The sequence below is a fragment of the Acidihalobacter yilgarnensis genome (assembly GCF_001753245.1).
Classification (GTDB): Bacteria; Pseudomonadota; Gammaproteobacteria; order DSM-5130; family Acidihalobacteraceae; genus Acidihalobacter; species Acidihalobacter yilgarnensis.
On sequence record NZ_CP017415.1, the window covers coordinates 2048357 to 2065984 of the forward strand.

13 protein-coding genes are annotated in these 17628 nt (G+C 60.3%); 3 read left to right on the forward strand and 10 right to left on the reverse strand.

Going from position 1 to position 17628, the window contains the following annotated elements:
• Window positions 1-17: 17 nt before the first annotated feature.
• From kdsA to BI364_RS09785, 7 genes are all read right to left on the reverse strand, one after another.
• Complete coding sequence (gene kdsA, locus BI364_RS09755; protein ID WP_070078567.1) at window positions 18-875, reverse strand: 3-deoxy-8-phosphooctulonate synthase; 858 nt, start codon at window positions 873-875, stop codon at window positions 18-20.
• A complete protein-coding gene (locus BI364_RS09760; protein WP_070078568.1) occupies window positions 875-2527 on the reverse strand; it encodes a CTP synthase in 1653 nt (550 codons plus the stop codon). Before BI364_RS09760 ends, kdsA begins: the two co-directional genes overlap by 1 nt.
• 112 nt (window positions 2528-2639) lie before the next feature.
• Window positions 2640-3209, reverse strand: coding sequence for a YqhA family protein (locus BI364_RS09765; protein WP_070078569.1), 570 nt, complete (start codon window positions 3207-3209; stop codon window positions 2640-2642).
• 26 nt (window positions 3210-3235) lie between these two features.
• Entirely contained in the window at window positions 3236-4387 is a 1152-nt protein-coding gene (gene tilS, locus BI364_RS09770) for a tRNA lysidine(34) synthetase TilS (protein ID WP_233279483.1), read from the reverse strand.
• 167 nt (window positions 4388-4554) lie between these two features.
• Window positions 4555-5511: an acetyl-CoA carboxylase carboxyl transferase subunit alpha gene (accA, locus tag BI364_RS09775; RefSeq protein ID WP_070080007.1), complete on the reverse strand. Its 957-nt coding sequence runs from the start codon at window positions 5509-5511 to the stop codon at window positions 4555-4557.
• A gap of 56 nt (window positions 5512-5567) precedes the next feature.
• Window positions 5568-9086, reverse strand: a complete 3519-nt coding sequence (gene dnaE, locus BI364_RS09780) for a DNA polymerase III subunit alpha (protein ID WP_070078570.1) — start codon at window positions 9084-9086, stop codon at window positions 5568-5570.
• A 28-nt stretch (window positions 9087-9114) separates the two neighbouring features.
• Complete coding sequence (locus BI364_RS09785) at window positions 9115-10113, reverse strand: sodium:calcium antiporter (RefSeq protein WP_070078571.1); 999 nt, start codon at window positions 10111-10113, stop codon at window positions 9115-9117.
• 93 nt (window positions 10114-10206) lie between these two features.
• On the opposite strand from BI364_RS09785, the gene cysZ reads away from it, so the two are divergent.
• Complete coding sequence (gene cysZ / locus BI364_RS09790) at window positions 10207-10938, forward strand: sulfate transporter CysZ (RefSeq protein WP_070078572.1); 732 nt, start codon at window positions 10207-10209, stop codon at window positions 10936-10938.
• A 133-nt stretch (window positions 10939-11071) separates the two neighbouring features.
• Complete coding sequence (locus tag BI364_RS09795; RefSeq protein ID WP_070078573.1) at window positions 11072-12307, forward strand: hypothetical protein; 1236 nt, start codon at window positions 11072-11074, stop codon at window positions 12305-12307.
• A 59-nt stretch (window positions 12308-12366) separates the two neighbouring features.
• On the opposite strand, the gene BI364_RS09800 is transcribed toward BI364_RS09795, so the two are convergent.
• Window positions 12367-13266: a LysR family transcriptional regulator gene (locus tag BI364_RS09800; RefSeq protein WP_070078574.1), complete on the reverse strand. Its 900-nt coding sequence runs from the start codon at window positions 13264-13266 to the stop codon at window positions 12367-12369.
• A gap of 136 nt (window positions 13267-13402) precedes the next feature.
• On the opposite strand from BI364_RS09800, the gene BI364_RS09805 reads away from it, so the two are divergent.
• Window positions 13403-14962, forward strand: coding sequence for an MFS transporter (locus BI364_RS09805; protein WP_070078575.1), 1560 nt, complete (start codon window positions 13403-13405; stop codon window positions 14960-14962).
• Window positions 14963-14984: 22 nt separating this feature from the next.
• On the opposite strand, the gene BI364_RS09810 is transcribed toward BI364_RS09805, so the two are convergent.
• Together BI364_RS09810 and der are read right to left on the reverse strand one after the other, a co-directional pair.
• Window positions 14985-16160 (reverse strand): pyridoxal phosphate-dependent aminotransferase, encoded by a 1176-nt coding sequence (locus tag BI364_RS09810; RefSeq protein WP_070078576.1) that lies wholly within the window; start codon window positions 16158-16160, stop codon window positions 14985-14987.
• Window positions 16157-17611 carry a ribosome biogenesis GTPase Der gene (gene der / locus BI364_RS09815; protein WP_070078577.1) on the reverse strand — a complete coding sequence of 485 codons (1455 nt, stop codon included), beginning with the start codon at window positions 17609-17611 and terminating at the stop codon, window positions 16157-16159. Before der ends, BI364_RS09810 begins: the two co-directional genes overlap by 4 nt.
• Window positions 17612-17628 lie beyond the last annotated feature (17 nt).

Here is a 17628-nt window from a genome sequence, read left to right on the forward strand (position 1 = left end):
TGCTCTCCTGAAGGGGGTTATTCGATTGATCCGGTGGCGATGAGCAATGCCTGCTCGGCCAGTGGCGAGGCCTTCACCAAGGCGTCGATCTGGACGAGCTGGGCCAGCAGCGGTTTCAGCTGGCCCAGCGGCCAAGCATTTGGCCCGTCGCTCAATGCCTGATCGGGGTTCGGGTGTGTTTCCATGAACAGACCGGAGACGCCGGCCGCCACGGCGGCACGTGCCAGTACCGGCACGAATTCGCGCTGCCCACCCGAAGCTGTCCCCTGCCCACCCGGCAACTGGACCGAATGGGTAGCGTCGAACACTACGGGACAGCCCGTATCGCGCATCACCGCAAGCGCGCGCATATCGGAAACCAGATTGTTGTATCCGAAGGACACGCCACGCTCGCACACCATAATTTGTGCATTACCCGTTTCGCGGGCCTTATCGACCACATTGCCCATGTCCCAGGGGGCCAGAAACTGCCCCTTCTTGATGTTCACGGGCAAACCCAGACGCGCAACGTTTTGAATGAAGTTGGTCTGTCGGCATAAAAAGGCTGGCGTCTGCAGCACATCCACCACCTCCGCCACCTCATCGAGTGGCGTGTCCTCATGCACGTCAGTCAGCACCGGCACGCCGATTTCGCGCCGCACACGTTCGAGAATACGCAGACCTTCGCTCAGGCCCGGACCGCGGAAACTCTGACTCGATGAGCGATTGGCCTTGTCGAACGAAGACTTGTAGATAAACGGGATACCCAGTTCATCGGTCATAGCCTTGAGGACGGCGGCGGTTTCGAGCGCCAGGGCCTCACTCTCGATGACGCACGGGCCGGCGATCAGGAAGAAAGGGCGATCTAGGCCGACCTCGAATCCGCACAGCTTCATCATGTCGACGACTCCAGCTTGCGCAGTTGTTGTTCGTGTCGTGTGCGAGCGGCCTTGATGAAGCCACTGAACAGCGGGTGGCCGTCGCGTGGCGTCGAGGTGAATTCCGGGTGAAACTGACATCCCAAAAACCAGGGGTGATCCGGCAACTCAACAACTTCGACCAGTGCGCCGTCAAGGGATTTGCCCGAGATGTGCAGGCCTGCCGAGGTCAATGGATCGAGGTAATTGTTGTTGAATTCGTAGCGGTGGCGGTGGCGTTCGGTAATGGTGTCTTCGCCATACAACTGATGCGCAAGGCTCCCGGCTACCAGTCGGCAAGCCTGCCCACCCAAGCGCATGGTGCCGCCAAGATCGGAATCCCCATCGCGGCGCTCGATTTGCCCGCTCTGATTCTGCCATTCCGTAATCAATGCGATCACTGGGTCCGGTGTCTGGGGATCGAACTCGGTGCTGTGCGCGCGTGGCAAGCTGGCCACGTGACGTGAAAACTCGATCACGGCGACCTGCATGCCGAGGCAAATGCCCAGATAAGGGATGGCATACCGGCGCGCGTATTCAGCCGCCTGAATTTTGCCCTCGATGCCACGTCGCCCGAAGCCACCCGGCACGAGAATCGCGTCCAGATGCGCGAGTAGCTCAATGCCATCCGCCTCGATTCGCTCCGAATCGATATATTCGATACGCACGCGTGTCTGCGTATGAATACCCGCGTGGGTCAATGCCTCGTTGAGCGATTTGTAGGATTCGGTCAGGTCGACGTATTTTCCGACCATGCCGACCACGACCTCAGCCTCCGGGAACTCCATCGCATTGACGACGTGCTTCCAGTCCGACAGATCGGCGGCGGGCGCCTCGATATGAAATTTGCGCAATACGATCTCGTCGAGTCGTTGCGCGTGCAACCACAGCGGTATCTTGTAGATATTGTCGACATCTATGGCCGAGATAACCGCCTTTTCCTCGACATTTGTGAACAATGCGATCTTACGCCTTTCCGTATCCGGCAACGGCATCGTGCTGCGACACATCAGTACGTCGGGCTGTATGCCGATGGAACGCAATTCCTTGACCGAATGCTGTGTAGGCTTGGTCTTGATCTCGCCGGAGGCTGGCAAATAGGGCACCAGCGTCAAATGCATGAACAGCACGCTTTCTCGCCCGAGCTCCACGCCCATCTGACGAATCGCCTCCAGAAAGGGCAACGATTCGATGTCACCTACCGTACCGCCGATCTCGACGAGGGCAATATCGGCGTCGTCTGCGCCATCACGAATGGAGCGTTTGATCTCGTCTGTGATATGCGGGATCACCTGTACCGTCCCGCCGAGATAATCACCTCGACGCTCTTTGCGGATGACGTTCTCGTAGATCTGGCCAGTCGTGAAATTATTGCGCGAGGTGGCCCGGAAACGCACGAAACGCTCGTAATGCCCGAGATCAAGGTCGGTTTCCGCCCCATCCTCGGTCACAAACACCTCCCCGTGTTGAAACGGGCTCATGGTGCCGGGATCGACATTGATGTACGGATCAAGCTTGAGCAGCGTCACCTTGAGGCCACGGGCCTCGAGTATGGCCCCCAGCGAGGCCGAGGCAATACCCTTCCCCAGTGAGGAGACGACTCCACCGGTAATAAAAATAAAACGCGTCATAGTATTACGCCCACGGGGCGGATGAAGTCGGGGGGATCACGGGGCGCGAGTTTAGCAAAGATCGGGCCGACGCCTCAATCGAACTGACCGGCACAAACCAACTATTGATCAATTATTCCTCGTGCTCGACCAAACGCGGCCGGGATAACACGCCCGGTTTATGTTCGGAGGAATGCGAAAAGTACAGGGCCAGCCCGATCAGCGCGATCCCGCCAGCGAAGTACAGCAGGTCGAGTGGGCTGGCGAATTTCATGCCCAGCGCGTGCTCGAAAAACTTGACGATCAAGATCATCAGCACGACCTTGCCCAGCCGCGCCTTGAGATCATCGAGGCTATGGATGACAAGCACCTTGGAGGCCATCTCGGAGCGCTCGGCCTCATCTATCTTACTGATAAACAGCTCATATAAGCCCAGCGCAAATATCAGCAGCACCGTAGCCAATAGGTAACCATCCAGTATTTCTACCACGTACGCGATGGTACTACCGCGCATCTGCGCGCGCGCGGCCTCGGTCAGCGAGGGAGAAGCATACTCACTCAGATGAACGATCATGTACCAGGCATCGATCGTAGCCGTGTAGAACATTGCCAGCGCGGAGGCGAGGCTGGCCACAACGGCGGCGAGCACCACCAAGCGACTCCGCCACAAAAAACCCTCGAATAGCCTTTCCAGTCGATTCATCCCTTACCCCTGGGCGTTAAGTCAATTCATGGCGGTCGCAGCCCGTCCTCGGCCTGATGGTCTTCGTGGCAACGCCAATAGCCTATCACCTCGACCAAATGCTCATCGGCATACAGCAGGGGTATGCGGTCACGCAGCCAAGGTGGCACACCCGCCTCCTGCAACAGGCTTTTGAGGGCACGACTGCGGCCTCGGGGTGACATCTTGCAGCGTTCACCGCCCCTGCGAAAGCGAATCGTGAGGTGCGCGCCAGCAGACATCAAGCTGGACAGGTCGCAACGCAGGTCCTCTTTCCTCAACACCAAACCCAGCCCCGGCAGATCCAGCGGGGTCGCCGGATCCCATTGGAATACCCGAGTCGAGTCATGCGATGATAAGGGGATGTCCGCATATAGTTCATCGCGGTAGCGGCGCAGCTCGGCCCCCGGCCAGCATAATTGCGCACGACCATCCCGCCTGGCTTCCAAGACCCGCCGCAGATCGGACAGACGACGTGCGTTTGGCAATGGCAGCCCCTTGTCGGAGAGCCACACGCGCACCGCATTGTGCAGGCGCGCATCCGGCAAGACACGCAGGGCAGACACACTGAGCACGCCAGGCCACTCGCCGGACGCCGTTTCAAGGTCGCGACGTCCCAGATGGCTCAGCAAACCCTGAGATTCTGCCTGCAGGCCGGCCGCCCTACCGAGCGTGGTGACGGTTGCAGGCCAGCGCGCCTCGATCAAAGGCAGAATGCGATGGCGTAGGTAATTGCGCGCGGGCGATAAATCGCTATTGGTCGGGTCTTCGATCCAGCCGATCCCTGCGCGTGTGAGGTAATCGCGTAATGCGGTACGGCGCAAGGCCAACAACGGGCGGGCATGCCAACCGCAGCCGAAGGGGGCAAGCCGCGGCATGGCCGCCAATCCAGCCGGGCCGGCACCGCGCAAGAGTTGTAGCAGCAACGTTTCGGCCTGATCATCGGCATGATGCGCGGTAAGCAGGCCATCGCCGCGCGCCATCACCGAACGCAAAGCGGCATAACGCAGCTCGCGCGCACGCGCCTCCGGGCTGTCGCCGCTACGCGGCGAAGCCGCGATCCGCAGAAGCTCGAATTCGATCCCCCATTCGGCACAATGCGCGGCGCACGTATCAGCCCAGGCGTCCGCATCGGCCTGCAAACCGTGGTGGACGTGCACAACACGTAGCGAACGCCCACCCGCCCCCCCTGAACGAGGGCATGCAGCAAAGCCTGAGAATCGCCGCCGCCGCTGTAGGCCAGAAGCCAACGCCCCGTGACGGGCAATTTGTCCAGCTGCTGCGCCAACCAAACAGGGTCGAGTGCCTCGACCTTTGCCATGATGGGCTATTCGACGATCGTGCTGTAACGCATGAGTCGTTCGTAACGACGCTGCAGCAACGCGTCCGGACTACTCGCGTTCAGGTGCTCAAGCGCCCGCCATAACGATTCACCCAACTGCCGACTGACCGTTTCGATGTCGCGGTGCGCCGCACCAGCCGGTTCTGGAATGACCTCGTCAATGAGATTGAGTGATCTCAGGCGCTGCGCGGTAATACCCAACGCCTCGGCGGCCTCAGGTGCCTTGTCGGCACTCTTCCAGAGAATCGAGGCACAGCCCTCGGGTGAAATGACCGAATACGTACTGTATTGCAGCATCATCACATGATCACCCACACCGATCGCGAGCGCGCCGCCGGAACCGCCCTCGCCAATCACCGCACAGATGATCGGTGTACGCAGACGTGACATCTCGAACAGATTGCGCGCGATGGCTTCACTCTGGCCGCGCTCCTCGGCACCCACACCCGGATAGGCGCCAGGCGTGTCGATAAACGTGATGACGGGCAAACGGAAGCGTTCAGCCATACGCATCAGGCGCAATGCCTTGCGATAGCCTTCCGGGCGCGGCATACCGAAATTGCGCTTCACTTTCTCGCGGGTATCGCGCCCCTTCTGGTGCCCGATAACCATCACCGGCTGGTTGCGCAGTCGCGCTATCCCACCCACGATGGCTGCGTCGTCGGCATAGGCGCGATCACCATGCAATTCCTCGAAGTCCGTAAACAGACGCTCGATATAATCCAGCGTGTAAGGACGTCGCGGATGCCGCGCTACTTGGGATACCTGCCAGGGTGTAAGCGAAGCGAATATGGACTGGGTCAGCGTGCGGGCCTTGCGCTCCAATCGGCTGATCTCTTCACTGAGATTGACCTCGCTGTCGTTGCCAACATAGCGCAATTCCTCGATTTTCGCCTCGAGTTCGGCAATCGGCTGTTCGAAATCTAGAAACTCAGGATTCATTGAAATGTCCGTGATCTGCCCGCTACTGGCCGTGGGCATGGATTGTAACCGGGGGTTCAGCGCTTGTCAGGGCCGTAGCGGAGTTTGAGCTGTGAAACGCCATGCAAGCGCTCCAGTCGTCGCAGCAGTTCGTCGCTCGGCCTGACGCGCCACTCGTCGCCCAGCACCAGCCTGGCATCCGCCTGCGAGCTGCGGTAGCTGAGCCAGACCGGACAACCGCTATCACGATAACAATAAGGTTTGAGGGTCTGCACCAAGCTCCCGGCAAGACCATTCAAGTGGCCGTCGTTAACGATTTGGATATCCAGCGCTTGAGCGAACCGCGCACGCGCCTGATCGATGGTATAGACATGCTGTGCTCGCACCCGCCGCCTGCCGCTGAAGGCATCGAAACCGATACTGCCCTCGATCACCAGCAGAACGTCCTTCGCCAGTAAGTCGGCATAATTCTGGTATTCCTCACCGAACAATCCGACGTCGAGCCGTCCGGTGCGGTCGTCCAGGGTGACGAAGGCAAAGCGACCCGAGGAGGCTGTGCGCACCGAGAGACCGACCACGAGCCCAGCAATGACCATGTCACGGTCATTACGCGCGCCACGGCCGCGACCTTCGGGCTCGTCCTCCTGGAGCCACGCAGCGATCGGGCGCGTGACGATGCGCGATAGCTCGTCTGCATAACGATCGATCGGATGCCCGGTCAGATATAGTCCCAGCGTCTCTTTTTCGGCATGCAGGCGCTCGTCGTCCTCCCACTCGGGCAGCTGCGCCAGCTCGATGATCACGGCCGCCTCTGGCGCATCGCCAAACAGGTCGACCTGTCCCTGATCGGCGTCTCGCTGCGCCTGCTCCGCCGCACGGATCGCTTCCGGCAGGCGCGCCATGTGGGTAGCGCGATTAACACCCAATGCGTCGAGCGTGCCGGCACGAATCAAGGCCTCTAGCACGCGTCGGTTCACCTTGCGGCCGATTACCCGGCGGCAAAGATCGCCCAGATCCGCAAACGGACCCCCGACCGAACGTTCATCGAGCAGCCCCTCGATGGCAGAAGCGCCAATGCCCTTGATCGCGCCCATGCCGTAGAGAATGGTTTGCTCATCCAGGACGGTGAAGCGATGAAAGGAGCGATTCACGTCCGGCGGCACGACCTTGAGCCCCAGCTGGCGACATTCCTCGATGAGATTGACCACCTTGTCGGTATTGTCCATGTCGGCGGACAACACTGCGGCCATGAAGGCTGCAGGATGGTGCTGCTTGAGCCAGGCGGTCTGGTAGGAAAGTAACGCATAGGCCGCCGAATGCGACTTGTTGAAGCCATAGCCGGCGAACTTCTCCATCAGGTCGAAGATGTAGGTGGCCACTCCGGCGTCTACGCCTCTGCCCACCGCACCCTGCATGAAGATTTCGCGCTGCTTGGCCATCTCCTCTGCTTTTTTCTTGCCCATGGCGCGCCGCAGCAGATCGGCGCCGCCCAGGGTGTAACCTGCCAGAACCTGGGCGATCTGCATGACCTGTTCCTGATACAGGATCACGCCATAGGTCGGCTTGAGGATTGGCTCTAGCTCGGGATGCGGGTACTCGACCTTGGCCCGCCCGTGCTTGCGATTGATGAAGTCGTCGACCATGCCCGATTGCAGTGGCCCCGGGCGGTACAAGGCAACGAGCGCGACAATGTCCTCGAAGTTGTCCGGCTGCAGACGCTTGATCAGCTCCTGCATGCCGCTGGATTCGAGCTGGAACACCGCCGTCGTCTGATGACGCTTGAGCAGTCCATAAGTCTGCGTATCGTCAAGCGGCAACTGGTTGACGTCGAGCTTCGCCTCGCCCTCGGGTCGGCGGGCGTTGATGGTCTCCACCGCCCAGTCGATGATGGTGAGGGTACGCAGACCGAGAAAGTCGAACTTGACCAGCCCGATGGCCTCGACGTCGTCCTTGTCGAACTGCGTCACCAGACTCTGTCCGCCTTCTTCGCAGTACAACGGCGAGAAATCGGTCAGTGGTCCCGGCGCGATCACTACGCCGCCGGCGTGTTTGCCAGCATTGCGGGCGAGTCCCTCTAGCTTGAGAGCGAGGTCGATCAGCGCTGTGACTTCCTCCTCCTGCTCATACGCGCGTCGCAGCTCTTCTTCCTGCGCCAGCGCCTTTTCCAACGAAATGCCGATCTCGAAGGGAATCAGCTTGGCGATGCGATCAACGAAGCCATAAGGGTGACTGAGCACACGGCCGACATCGCGCACGACCGCCTTGGCCGCCATGCTGCCGTATGTGATGATCTGCGAGACACGGTCGCGTCCGTAGCGCTCGGCAACGTAATCAATCACCCGGTCCCGCTTCTCCATGCAGAAATCCACATCGAAGTCGGGCATCGAGACGCGTTCTGGATTTAGAAATCGCTCGAAAAGAAGATCATAACGTATTGGATCAAGGTCAGTTATACCCAGCACGTATGCCACCAGCGAACCCGCACCCGAGCCGCGACCGGGGCCGACTGGAATCTGATTTCGCTTGGCCCACTGAATGAAATCGGCGACGATCAGGAAGTAGCCGGGGAAGCCCATCTGAATGATGACATCCAGCTCAAGAGCCAGACGTTCATCGTATTCAACCCGTCGTTGCTGCGCATTCGGCGTCGCCGGATCGATCACTTGCGCCAGTCTGGATTCGAGCCCCTTTTCCGCTTCCCGACGTAGAAAGGTATCGGTATCCATACCCTCAGGCACCGGGAACTGGGGCAGTACCGATTGGCCCAGCGTCAGGCCGAGCGAGCAGCGCCGGGCAATCTCGACGGTATTTTCCAGCGCCTCCGGCAGATCAGCGAACAGGATAGCCATTTCCTCCGGCGTGCGTAGATATTGCTGCTCCGTGTAGCGCCTGGAACGGCGGGGGTCAGCCAGCACGTCCCCATCATGGATACACACCCTGGCCTCGTGTGCATCGAAATCCGCTGACGACAGGAAGCGCACGTCGTTGGTGGCCACCACCGGGGTATCGGTGGCGCCCGCTAGGGCGATAGCGGCCTGCAGGTATTCCTCTTCACCCTCACGCCCCGTGCGCTGCAGTTCCAGATAGTAACGATCCGGGAACAGACGTCGCCAGAATTCCAGACGCGCCTCGGCCTGCGATTGCCGCCCCGCCAGCAGCGCGCGCCCAACATCTCCGGTACGACCACCCGACAACACAATCAGGCCGTCGCTCCTGCCCTCCAGCCAGTCGTAGTCGAGCATGGCGATACCGCCGTGCTGACCTTCTTGATAACTGCGTGAAACCAGCCGCGTCAAATTGCGATAACCCGTCTCGTTCTGACACAGGAACAACACCCTGGCGGGTGCTTCGGCCTCACCGCCCGGCATGCCAGGCGGCTCACGCAACCACGCGTCGACGCCGATGATCGGTTTGATCCCCGCACGTTGCGCTGCGCGGTAGAACTTGACCATCGCAAACAGATTGCATTGATCGGTCAACGCCACGGCGGGCACGCCTTGGGTGGCAAGCGCCTTCATCAATGGCCCGATGCGGAGCACGCTGTCGGTCAGCGAGTACTCGGTATGCAACGACAAGTGTATGTAAGTGGGTTCCATCGGTTCCGCTATCGATGCCGCACGGCCCTTAATAGGCCGCCAACAGATAAAAATAGGCCGCGTAGCACGCAGCATTCAAGAGCAGCCAGCTGGGGCGCAGGCCCTCCCGTCGGTTCGCGAATCGCAACCAACTGACCGCAATCAGCGTCAGCAATGCCGCATACAGCACCTCTCGGCTCGGCTGCCAGGGCGTGAGCCACAAACCAAGCGCAGGCAGCAACGAACCTTGGAAGACCAGCGCACCGCTCAGATTGCCCAGCGCGAGGGTATCCTTCCCCCGCTTCGCCCACAACAGGCTATTGACCTTTTCCGGCAGCTCCGTGGCCACTGGCACCACCAGCAACGAAAGGACGAGCACCGATAGACCCAGTGCACCCGCCAGATGCTCCACTGCCCCCACAAAACCATGCGCCGCCCAAACGATCAGGCCCACGCCGAACAGCAGTTGCACCCACATCTGCACGACGCCATGCCCCCAAAGCCGTGCCGTGAACAGTCCATTATCCGCACTGGCACCGTGACCACCCGCCACCAACCGGCTCGAGGCCCGCAGCGTAGTCCACAGATATCCCGCGTATCCGGCCACCAGAATCAGGCTAACCGCTAGGCGTAGCGCATGCGCCTGGGACGGAATAAACAGCGCTGCCATGCCAAGTCCGAACAGCATCTGGAACCACAGGAGGTCTCGCGCCAAACCACTGCGTTCCGGCTTCAATCGACGCCGCCATCCACCCTGGACCAGCATGAACGCGCCCAGCAACCCGAAGGACAGCGTCGAAATCATCAGTGGGGCGCCCAGAATAGCGCCAACGCTCACGGCTTGCCCTACCGCCTCCGCGCCACCAGAGAATAATGCCACCACCGGCACCATGGCCTCCGGCAACGCAGTCCCGATCGCAGCGAACACCGAGCCGACAACGCCTTCGGACAGGCCATAGCGCGCTCCCAGATGCTCCAGTGCATTTGTGAACAATTCCGCACCGAGCAAGATGCCCAACAACGCCATTCCGCCTATCAGCCAATCCATGCCCGCCCGTTCCCATCCGAATGCATACGCAATGCTGGCCCGAAATCATCCGAACCGGCACAATAAAAAGCCCCATTCTGTAGAGAGATACCCTTGATCGGCGATTTCGTGACCGGATTCGTGTACATCCCTCGGGGCCTTGCGCTCATTCTGCGCCCCGGTCTTCGCCGCTACGTCATCCTACCGGTTATCATCAACGTCGTGCTGTTCACCAGCGCCTTCGTATTGTTGCTCGAACACCTTGGCGGCTGGCTGGATGGTCTGTTGCCGCACAGCTTCGCTTGGCTGGCCTGGCTGATCCTACCCTTGCTCTTTCTCGCGCTGTCGCTGGGCGTGTTCTATACCTTCAGCCTGATTGCCAATCTGATCGCCTCCCCCTTCAGCGCGCTACTGGCCGAGCGCATAGAACTGCAGATGGGCGGACGCCCACCAAGTGCCAACGCCGGCTTGAAACAAGCGCTGCGCAGCGCGCTCATCGGCCTGATGACGCAACTCTCCGCCCTGGCTTATCAATTGATCCGCTTATTGCCGCTCTTGCTGCTGTTTCTAGTGCCCGTAGTGAATCTGGTCGCCACCTCGGTACTGATCGCATTTTCCGCCTGGATGCTCGCGCTGGGATATCTTTCGACACCCATGGGCAACCACGATATCGCCTTCCGCGAGGTTCGTTCGATCTGCAAGCAGCGCAAGGCCCTCATATTGGGGCTCGGCACCGGCCTGGTATTACTGACCTGGATTCCACTACTCAACTTGCTGGCCTTACCGGCTGGGACCGCCGCCGCGACGGCCTTGTGGGTTGAAAAGCTCTCGCCGGCACACCGTTAATCGGTTCGCACCTCCCGATAGACGTACCAATCGACCGGCGGGGGTGGTCCTACTGTGCCTGCTGCGCGATACTTAAAACTAATCGTCGCACGAACGGCGAGACGCCCAGACCCAAGCCCACAAGGACTCCGAAATGACCGTTTCACTGGATTTTGCGCGTCATGGTGACAAGCGCAATTCCGACTTTTTCGAAACATACCTCTCCCGCCTGCTCGAAGAACGCGATCGCGTCGGGCTGACCGATATGGTCCACGAGATCGATGCGCTGATGATCACCGTGGAACCCGGCCACTCGATCGACTACATCGCCGAATTGGCGCTGATGACGCCCTACCACTACCTCGTCACGCTCGAAAGCGAAGGCCATCTGACCCATGTCCTGCGTATCGACCTCGACAGTCCTGATGTGCTCATTCGTGAGGTCAAGGACCCGAATACGCGCGGTATCTTCCGCAGCCTCAACGAGGTCTACCCCGTCGGTACACACCGCCCTTACAGTCGCTACATCGGAGAAATCATCCGGGTCAGCAACCTGCACGAAGTCGTTCGCCTGCAGCGAGAACGCGAATTCCGCTTCTTCGGCGCCGACGACGTTCGCAAGCTCGAATTCCCCGGTAATTTGGCGGTCAGCAAGCCCTCGCCCTACACCCACAACATCGTCGCCTACCTGGAACGCGAGGCACATGATCCACGCGTCTATGCCCTTGGCGTCAGCCGTGTCGATGTCCAAACCCAGGCAGCCTACGAAGCCGCCAAAGAACTGCAATACAAGCTCGGCATCCACACGCTGCTGCTACCCATCGACCATTTGGCCACGCGCGTCTACAGTCAAAATCGCGAGGTCGCCATCCTTGAGTACCTGTCATCGTCCAGCTACTACTACTGGGGTTCCTACGACATCAAGGATCAGAACTCCTCGACCAACGTGACCAAGAGCGTTCACCACGCACAGGAATTCCGCAGCCCGGCCAAGGTATTCACCGCCAATAACACGCCCTATTTCGTGAATCACCTCGAACACCTGCCTTCACCTACGGAAACCTTCGTGCGCAACTATGGCCCGCGCCTGCACCACATCGCAGTCGCGGTGCGCGACGGCGAGACCGATGGTGTTGAAAATATCGAATATGCAGTCCGCTGCATTGCCGAACAGGGCAAAGACTTCCTGCTCGACGTGATCGGCTCCAAGGAAGAGGGCCTCAAACAGATATTTTCCAGTGCCTCGGAGCATTCCTCCTTGATCATCGAGTATGTCCAGCGCTTCGGCGACTTCGATGGCTTCTTCGCCAGACACAACGTCGCTGAACTCACCCGCGCAGCGGGTGTCGACGAATCGCTCAAGGAACTCGAAGCCTCGGCGCGCAACTGAGAGCTTCGCCAGCAGTCCGAACGTTCATGGCCGGCATTCACCCGCCGGCCATGAACGTTCTAATCTGCGTGCAGGATATCCAGAAAGGCGCTCAGCGCCGCCGAACGGTAAGTCGGCTTCGGCGCCGCCAGATACAAGGTCCAATACAAACCCTTCGGCGGATCCAAGCGCAGCGGCACCAATGCCCAGCGTGCCCGCCGCAAGGCGCCGACTGAGGCGAAACCCACACCCAAGCCTGCGGCAACCGCCTCGCGCACCGCCTCCACGCCCGTCACCTCGACGCTGTATTGCACACTCAAACCAGCCGCCAGCAAGGCATTTTCGACGGCTCGCCGCACACCCGAACCGGGCTCTCGCCAGATGATCGGATGCGCCAGCAGATCCTCCCAACCGACACCCACCTCCGCGTAACGAACCAGCGGATGGTCACTACGCACTAAGGCGACAATCTCATCCTCCATCCAAGGCTCCAGAGTACAAAATCCAGGTAGCCACGCTTGTGGGTTCTCGAATATCCCGTCGAGAAACAACAGGTCCCAGGTGCCTACCGCCTGTATGGCCCAGTCCAGCGCCCCGGTCTTGAGCACCAAGCGAATATCCGGATAGCGGCGACGAAACGCGGCCAGGCGTTCGGGCAGGAAGTAACTTGCCACCGTATTACTTGAGGCTATACGCAGACAGCCGTCCTGCAGCGTGCGCCTGCGTCGCACCCATTCCTCGACATTATCGAGCGCGGTACGTAAGCCTCGCGCCTCATCGAGCAACGCCTCGCCGGCCGGCGTGAGGGCAATCCCTCGCCCCACACGATGATACAGCGGCTCCCCCACCGCCTCGGTTAACTGGCGCAACCGCTCGGAGACCGCAGGCTGGCTACGATGCAAAGCGCGTGCACCCGCCGCAACACCCTTGTGTTCAGCCACTTGCAGGAAGGTCATCAGATGTTCTGGTTGTATTTTCATCCAAATTTTCGATGAATTATTCTCAAAAAACAGATTTGATCGATGATTGTGCCCGACTTAGTCTAGTCCTGCACGCACACCCAGCGACGACCGTACCGATCCCCGCTGTGACGCCCCGCAGATATTCAGACAAATCATGCAAGTAGACCAACCGCACCCCAACTCACCCCCATTGATACCCCTTTTCGTCGGCGTAGGCCTTGCCCTCGCCATCGGGTCGTTCGAGGGTGCCTCAGTCCTCGGCATCCTGCCCTACATTGGCGGGAGTCTCTCGACCAGCAGCGACCATGCCCTGTGGACATTGACCTATTTCATTGTCCATTGGTCTCTCGGTATCACCGTGATGCCCTGGTGCATGCGCCGCTGGGGCGCCCGCAAACTGTTCGAGCTATCCGTGATACTCACCTTACTGGGTACGCTGCTCGGAGCGGAGACAGGCAATCTATGGATCATGCTGATCGCCCGTGCGATGCAGGGGTTCGGTGCAGGATTGTTAGTACCGCTGAGCCAACATCTGTTTCTCCAGCGCAGTCCCAAAGCGCGTCATGGATTGGTCACCATCATCTGGAGCAATGCCATGTTGATCCCCTTTTTCGTCGGGCCGGCGATTGGCGGGTATCTGGCCACCACTTCCGGCTGGCGGGGAATTTTCTGGGTCTGTGCGCCGCTGTTGCTCTTGGCGGGATGGCTCGGCCGGAAGGGAATCGATGCCAGACCTACCGATCAAAACACGCCGCCCTTCGATTACATTGGCTTCGGGCTGCTTTATGCAGGTCTGTTATGTCTGCAGATGGTGATGGATCAAGGACAGGACGACGGTTGGTGGCATGCACACCTGATCGACTGGCTCAGTCTCGCGGCCACCAGCCTGCTGCTCGCATTTGCCTGGTGGGAGCACCGTTATCCATACCCCTTGCTCAGCTTCCGCTTCTTTCGACAACGCAACTACACCCTTGGTCTGCTGCTGCTATGCCTGGGTTGGTCTCTGTTCATGGCCTGGGCCGCCCTATTGCCCCTCTGGGCGGAGAGCGATCTTGGCTACAACGGTTTCTGGGGCAGTGCCTTGTTACTGCCGATAGCACTGGGCGCGGTGCCCGTCGCCTCCGCAATGGATCGGCTGCGTGGACTCATTGGCCTGCGTCGTCTGGCGACACTGTGTTTCCTGCTGTTCGCCACGGGCTACGGCATCGCCTACGTCAGTCCCGCGACCGGCCTCGCCGATCTCTTTCTACCCATGCTGATCGAGGGCCTGGGGGTCGGCATGCTATTCGTACCGCTGACCCTCATCGTGCTCTCCGGCATCGGGCCACAGGATATCCCGACCGCGGCCACGACCAGTAACTTCATCCGTGTCTTCAGCGCCAATGTCGGCGTGACGCTGCTGAGCGTCTACTGGATACGGCAAAGCGATGTCGCCGCCGCTGCGCTGCGCGCGGACGCCATACCAGGCAACTTCAGCCCGAGTGCTCAAAGCTTGGCGGGGCTCTATCGGATGATGGAAGCGGAGGCGCAGACTTTAAGTCTGGACAATTTGCTCAAGCTCTCCAGCTGGGTATGTCTTGCCTCTGCGGCATTGGCTTACTTCGTACTCAAGCCGCCTGCGGCGGTGGCCGCGCCGCATGGGCCACGTGGTTTCGTACAAGAACAGGAGATGGAATCCACGCTGCCCCCGGCTTCAAAGAACCCTGCAAACTAAAAAAGGCTGTAGCCCCCGACGCTCATGCACGCGCGAAAAAATCGCGCAGGCGGCCGACCGCCTCCCGCAGATCGTCCAATCCGGTCGTATAGGCAAAACGGATATGATGGGCCGCCCCGAATTCTCCGAAATCCACACCCGGCGTCACTGCCACGCCGACTTCTTCCAGAAGACGCGTTGACAGTTCTTGTGCATCCAGACCGAAACGCTCGCAATTGGCATAGAGATAAAAGGCCCCATCCGGGGTCACCGGAATGTCGAACCCCAGCTCACGCAAAGCCGGCAACAGATAATCTCGGCGCGCGCGAAACTCGGCGCGCCGAGTTTCCAATATTGCCAAGACCTCTGGGCGGAAGGCCGCAAGCGCGGCATGCTGAGAGGGCGTCGGTGCGCACAAGAAGAGATTCTGCGCCAATTTCTCCAAGGGACGGACATAGGCCTGAGGGGCCACGATCCAGCCCAGACGCCAACCGGTCATACCGAAATACTTAGAGAAGCTATTCACCACGAACACCTGATCGCTGATGCTCAAGGCCGTGCTATCCGGGCAATCGTAAACCAAGCCCTGATAGATTTCGTCGACGATCAGCGCACCGTCCCGATCTGCGACATAGGCCGCCATTTCGGCCAGCATTTCCGGGGCAATCACGGTGCCAGTGGGATTGGCCGGCGAAGCGACCAGCGCTGCGACCGTGCGCTTACTCCAGTGCGCGCGCAATAGATCCGCAGTGAGTTGGTAACGGGTATCCCGATGCACGGCCACCTGCCTGGCCCGCCCTTCGAACAGGCGCACGAAGTGTCGATTGCACGGATACCCCGGATCGGTCATCAGCACTTCGGTATCCGGGTTGACCAGCACGCCCAATACGAGTTGCAGAGCCCCCGAGGCACCGGGCGTCACGATAATGCGGTCTGGCGATATCTCCAGGCCATGACGCACGGCGTAAAAATTCGCAATGGCCCTACGCAGCTCGGGCAAGCCCAGAGCGGGTGTGTAGCGGGTGGCGCCGGCCAGCAACGCCGCACGTCCAGCCTCAACGACAGGTGCTGGCGTATCGAAGTCCGGTTCGCCGATTTCCAGATGGACGATACGGCGGCCCTCGGCCTCAAGCTCACGTGCCCGCGCCAGCAGATCCATGACGCGAAACGACGAGATATCGTCGATCCGACGAGCCGTACGCGGGGAACCCCCACTCATCGGTCGTTGCGTTTAGCGTGCTGAATCAAGCGCCGGCGCTTATGTTCCTGATAGGGCGTCAGGGTGTTACGACGCCCTGCGAAGGGGTTATCCCCGGTTTTGAACTCAAGCGCCACGGGAGTGCCTACGAGCTTGAGCGCGCGGCGGAAAGCATTCGCCAGATAGCGCTTGTACTCGCCGGTCAAACGCTCGGTCTGGTTGCCGTGGATCACGATTGTGAAGGGACGATGGCCGCCAAGATGCGCATAACGCAGCTTGATACGCCGGCCGCGCGACAGCGGTGGCTGGTGCGCGGTCACGAAGCCCTCCAGCAAGCGGTTGAGTTCAGCGGTGGATACCTGTCGGCGCGAGCTATCATCGGCTCGATGCGCCGCCGTCAGCAGATGACCCACGCCGGTGCCATGCAGGGCCGAGATAAAGTGTCTCTCGGCATAATCCAGGAAGGTCAACCGCAGATCCAAGCCACGACGGACGCTGGCCCGATCGCCTTCGGACAGTCCATCCCATTTGTTGATTGCCACGACCAGGGGGGCTCCCGCGTCGAGTGCCAAACCGATCAGATGCGCATCCTGCTCGGTGATCCCCGCGCGCGCATCAAGCACCAGAACCACGACATCAGCCGCGTTGATCGCGTCGAGAGCCTTGACGATACTGAATTTCTCCACCATTTCGTTGACGCGCGCACGTCGCCGGATACCTGCGGTGTCGACCAATACATAACGCCGGCCATCACGCTCGAAGGGCACGTCGATCGTGTCGCGCGTCGTGCCTGGCTGGTCGAAGACCACCACGCGGTTTTCACCGAGTAGTCGGTTCACCAAGGTCGACTTGCCGACGTTCGGCCGCCCCACAAACGCAATCCGTGTACCTTCGCTGCGAGGTGGCCGCGTTGTGTTCGCGGGTGCCTCCGTTGAAGTCGCCTCACCCGCTTCATCGGCAGGGGGAACTTCACCCGGAACTGCGGGTGGCATGGGTACGACGAGGTCGATCAAAGCCTCCAACCCGCTGCCCCGGGTGGCTGAAATCAGCATCGGCTCACCCAAACCCAGGCGATAGGCTTCGGCCAAGGCCGCCGTTGGTGCGGTCGTGTCGATCTTGTTGACGACCAGAACAACCGGCTTACCCATGGCCCGCAGCTCCTCGGCCAGGGCCTCGTCGCCGGCGGTCACGCCCGCTCGGCCGTCGATCATCAACAGCAGATGCGTGGCCTCGCGCATGGCGGCACGGGTCTGCTCGCCCATCAAGGCGTCGATGGCATCGGTTTCCTCGCCAAGACCGCCCGTGTCGATTACCAGATAGTCACGCTCACCCAGCCGGCCAAGACCGTATTTACGGTCACGTGTCAGCCCGGGCAGATTGGCAACCAGTGCATCGCGACTGCGTGTCAGGCGGTTAAACAGGGTCGATTTGCCGACGTTCGGCCGCCCGACCAGGGCGAGGATGGCTTGCATGTGTTTAAGTCTGCCCC

What these genes read in the sequence shown, in the direction of transcription:
- BI364_RS09800 (WP_070078574.1), bottom strand. Translation starts at nt 13,266, where the DNA reads ATGAAAATACAACCAGAACATCTGATGACCTTCCTGCAAGTGGCTGAA.
- BI364_RS09760 (WP_070078568.1), bottom strand. Translation starts at nt 2,527, where the DNA reads ATGACGCGTTTTATTTTTATTACCGGTGGAGTCGTCTCCTCACTGGGG.
- BI364_RS09765 (WP_070078569.1), bottom strand. Translation starts at nt 3,209, where the DNA reads ATGAATCGACTGGAAAGGCTATTCGAGGGTTTTTTGTGGCGGAGTCGC.
- BI364_RS09795 (WP_070078573.1), top strand. Translation starts at nt 11,072, where the DNA reads ATGACCGTTTCACTGGATTTTGCGCGTCATGGTGACAAGCGCAATTCC.
- accA (WP_070080007.1), bottom strand. Translation starts at nt 5,511, where the DNA reads ATGAATCCTGAGTTTCTAGATTTCGAACAGCCGATTGCCGAACTCGAG.
- BI364_RS09805 (WP_070078575.1), top strand. Translation starts at nt 13,403, where the DNA reads ATGCAAGTAGACCAACCGCACCCCAACTCACCCCCATTGATACCCCTT.
- dnaE (WP_070078570.1), bottom strand. Translation starts at nt 9,086, where the DNA reads ATGGAACCCACTTACATACACTTGTCGTTGCATACCGAGTACTCGCTG.
- BI364_RS09810 (WP_070078576.1), bottom strand. Translation starts at nt 16,160, where the DNA reads ATGAGTGGGGGTTCCCCGCGTACGGCTCGTCGGATCGACGATATCTCG.
- kdsA (WP_070078567.1), bottom strand. Translation starts at nt 875, where the DNA reads ATGAAGCTGTGCGGATTCGAGGTCGGCCTAGATCGCCCTTTCTTCCTG.
- BI364_RS09785 (WP_070078571.1), bottom strand. Translation starts at nt 10,113, where the DNA reads ATGGATTGGCTGATAGGCGGAATGGCGTTGTTGGGCATCTTGCTCGGT.
- der (WP_070078577.1), bottom strand. Translation starts at nt 17,611, where the DNA reads ATGCAAGCCATCCTCGCCCTGGTCGGGCGGCCGAACGTCGGCAAATCG.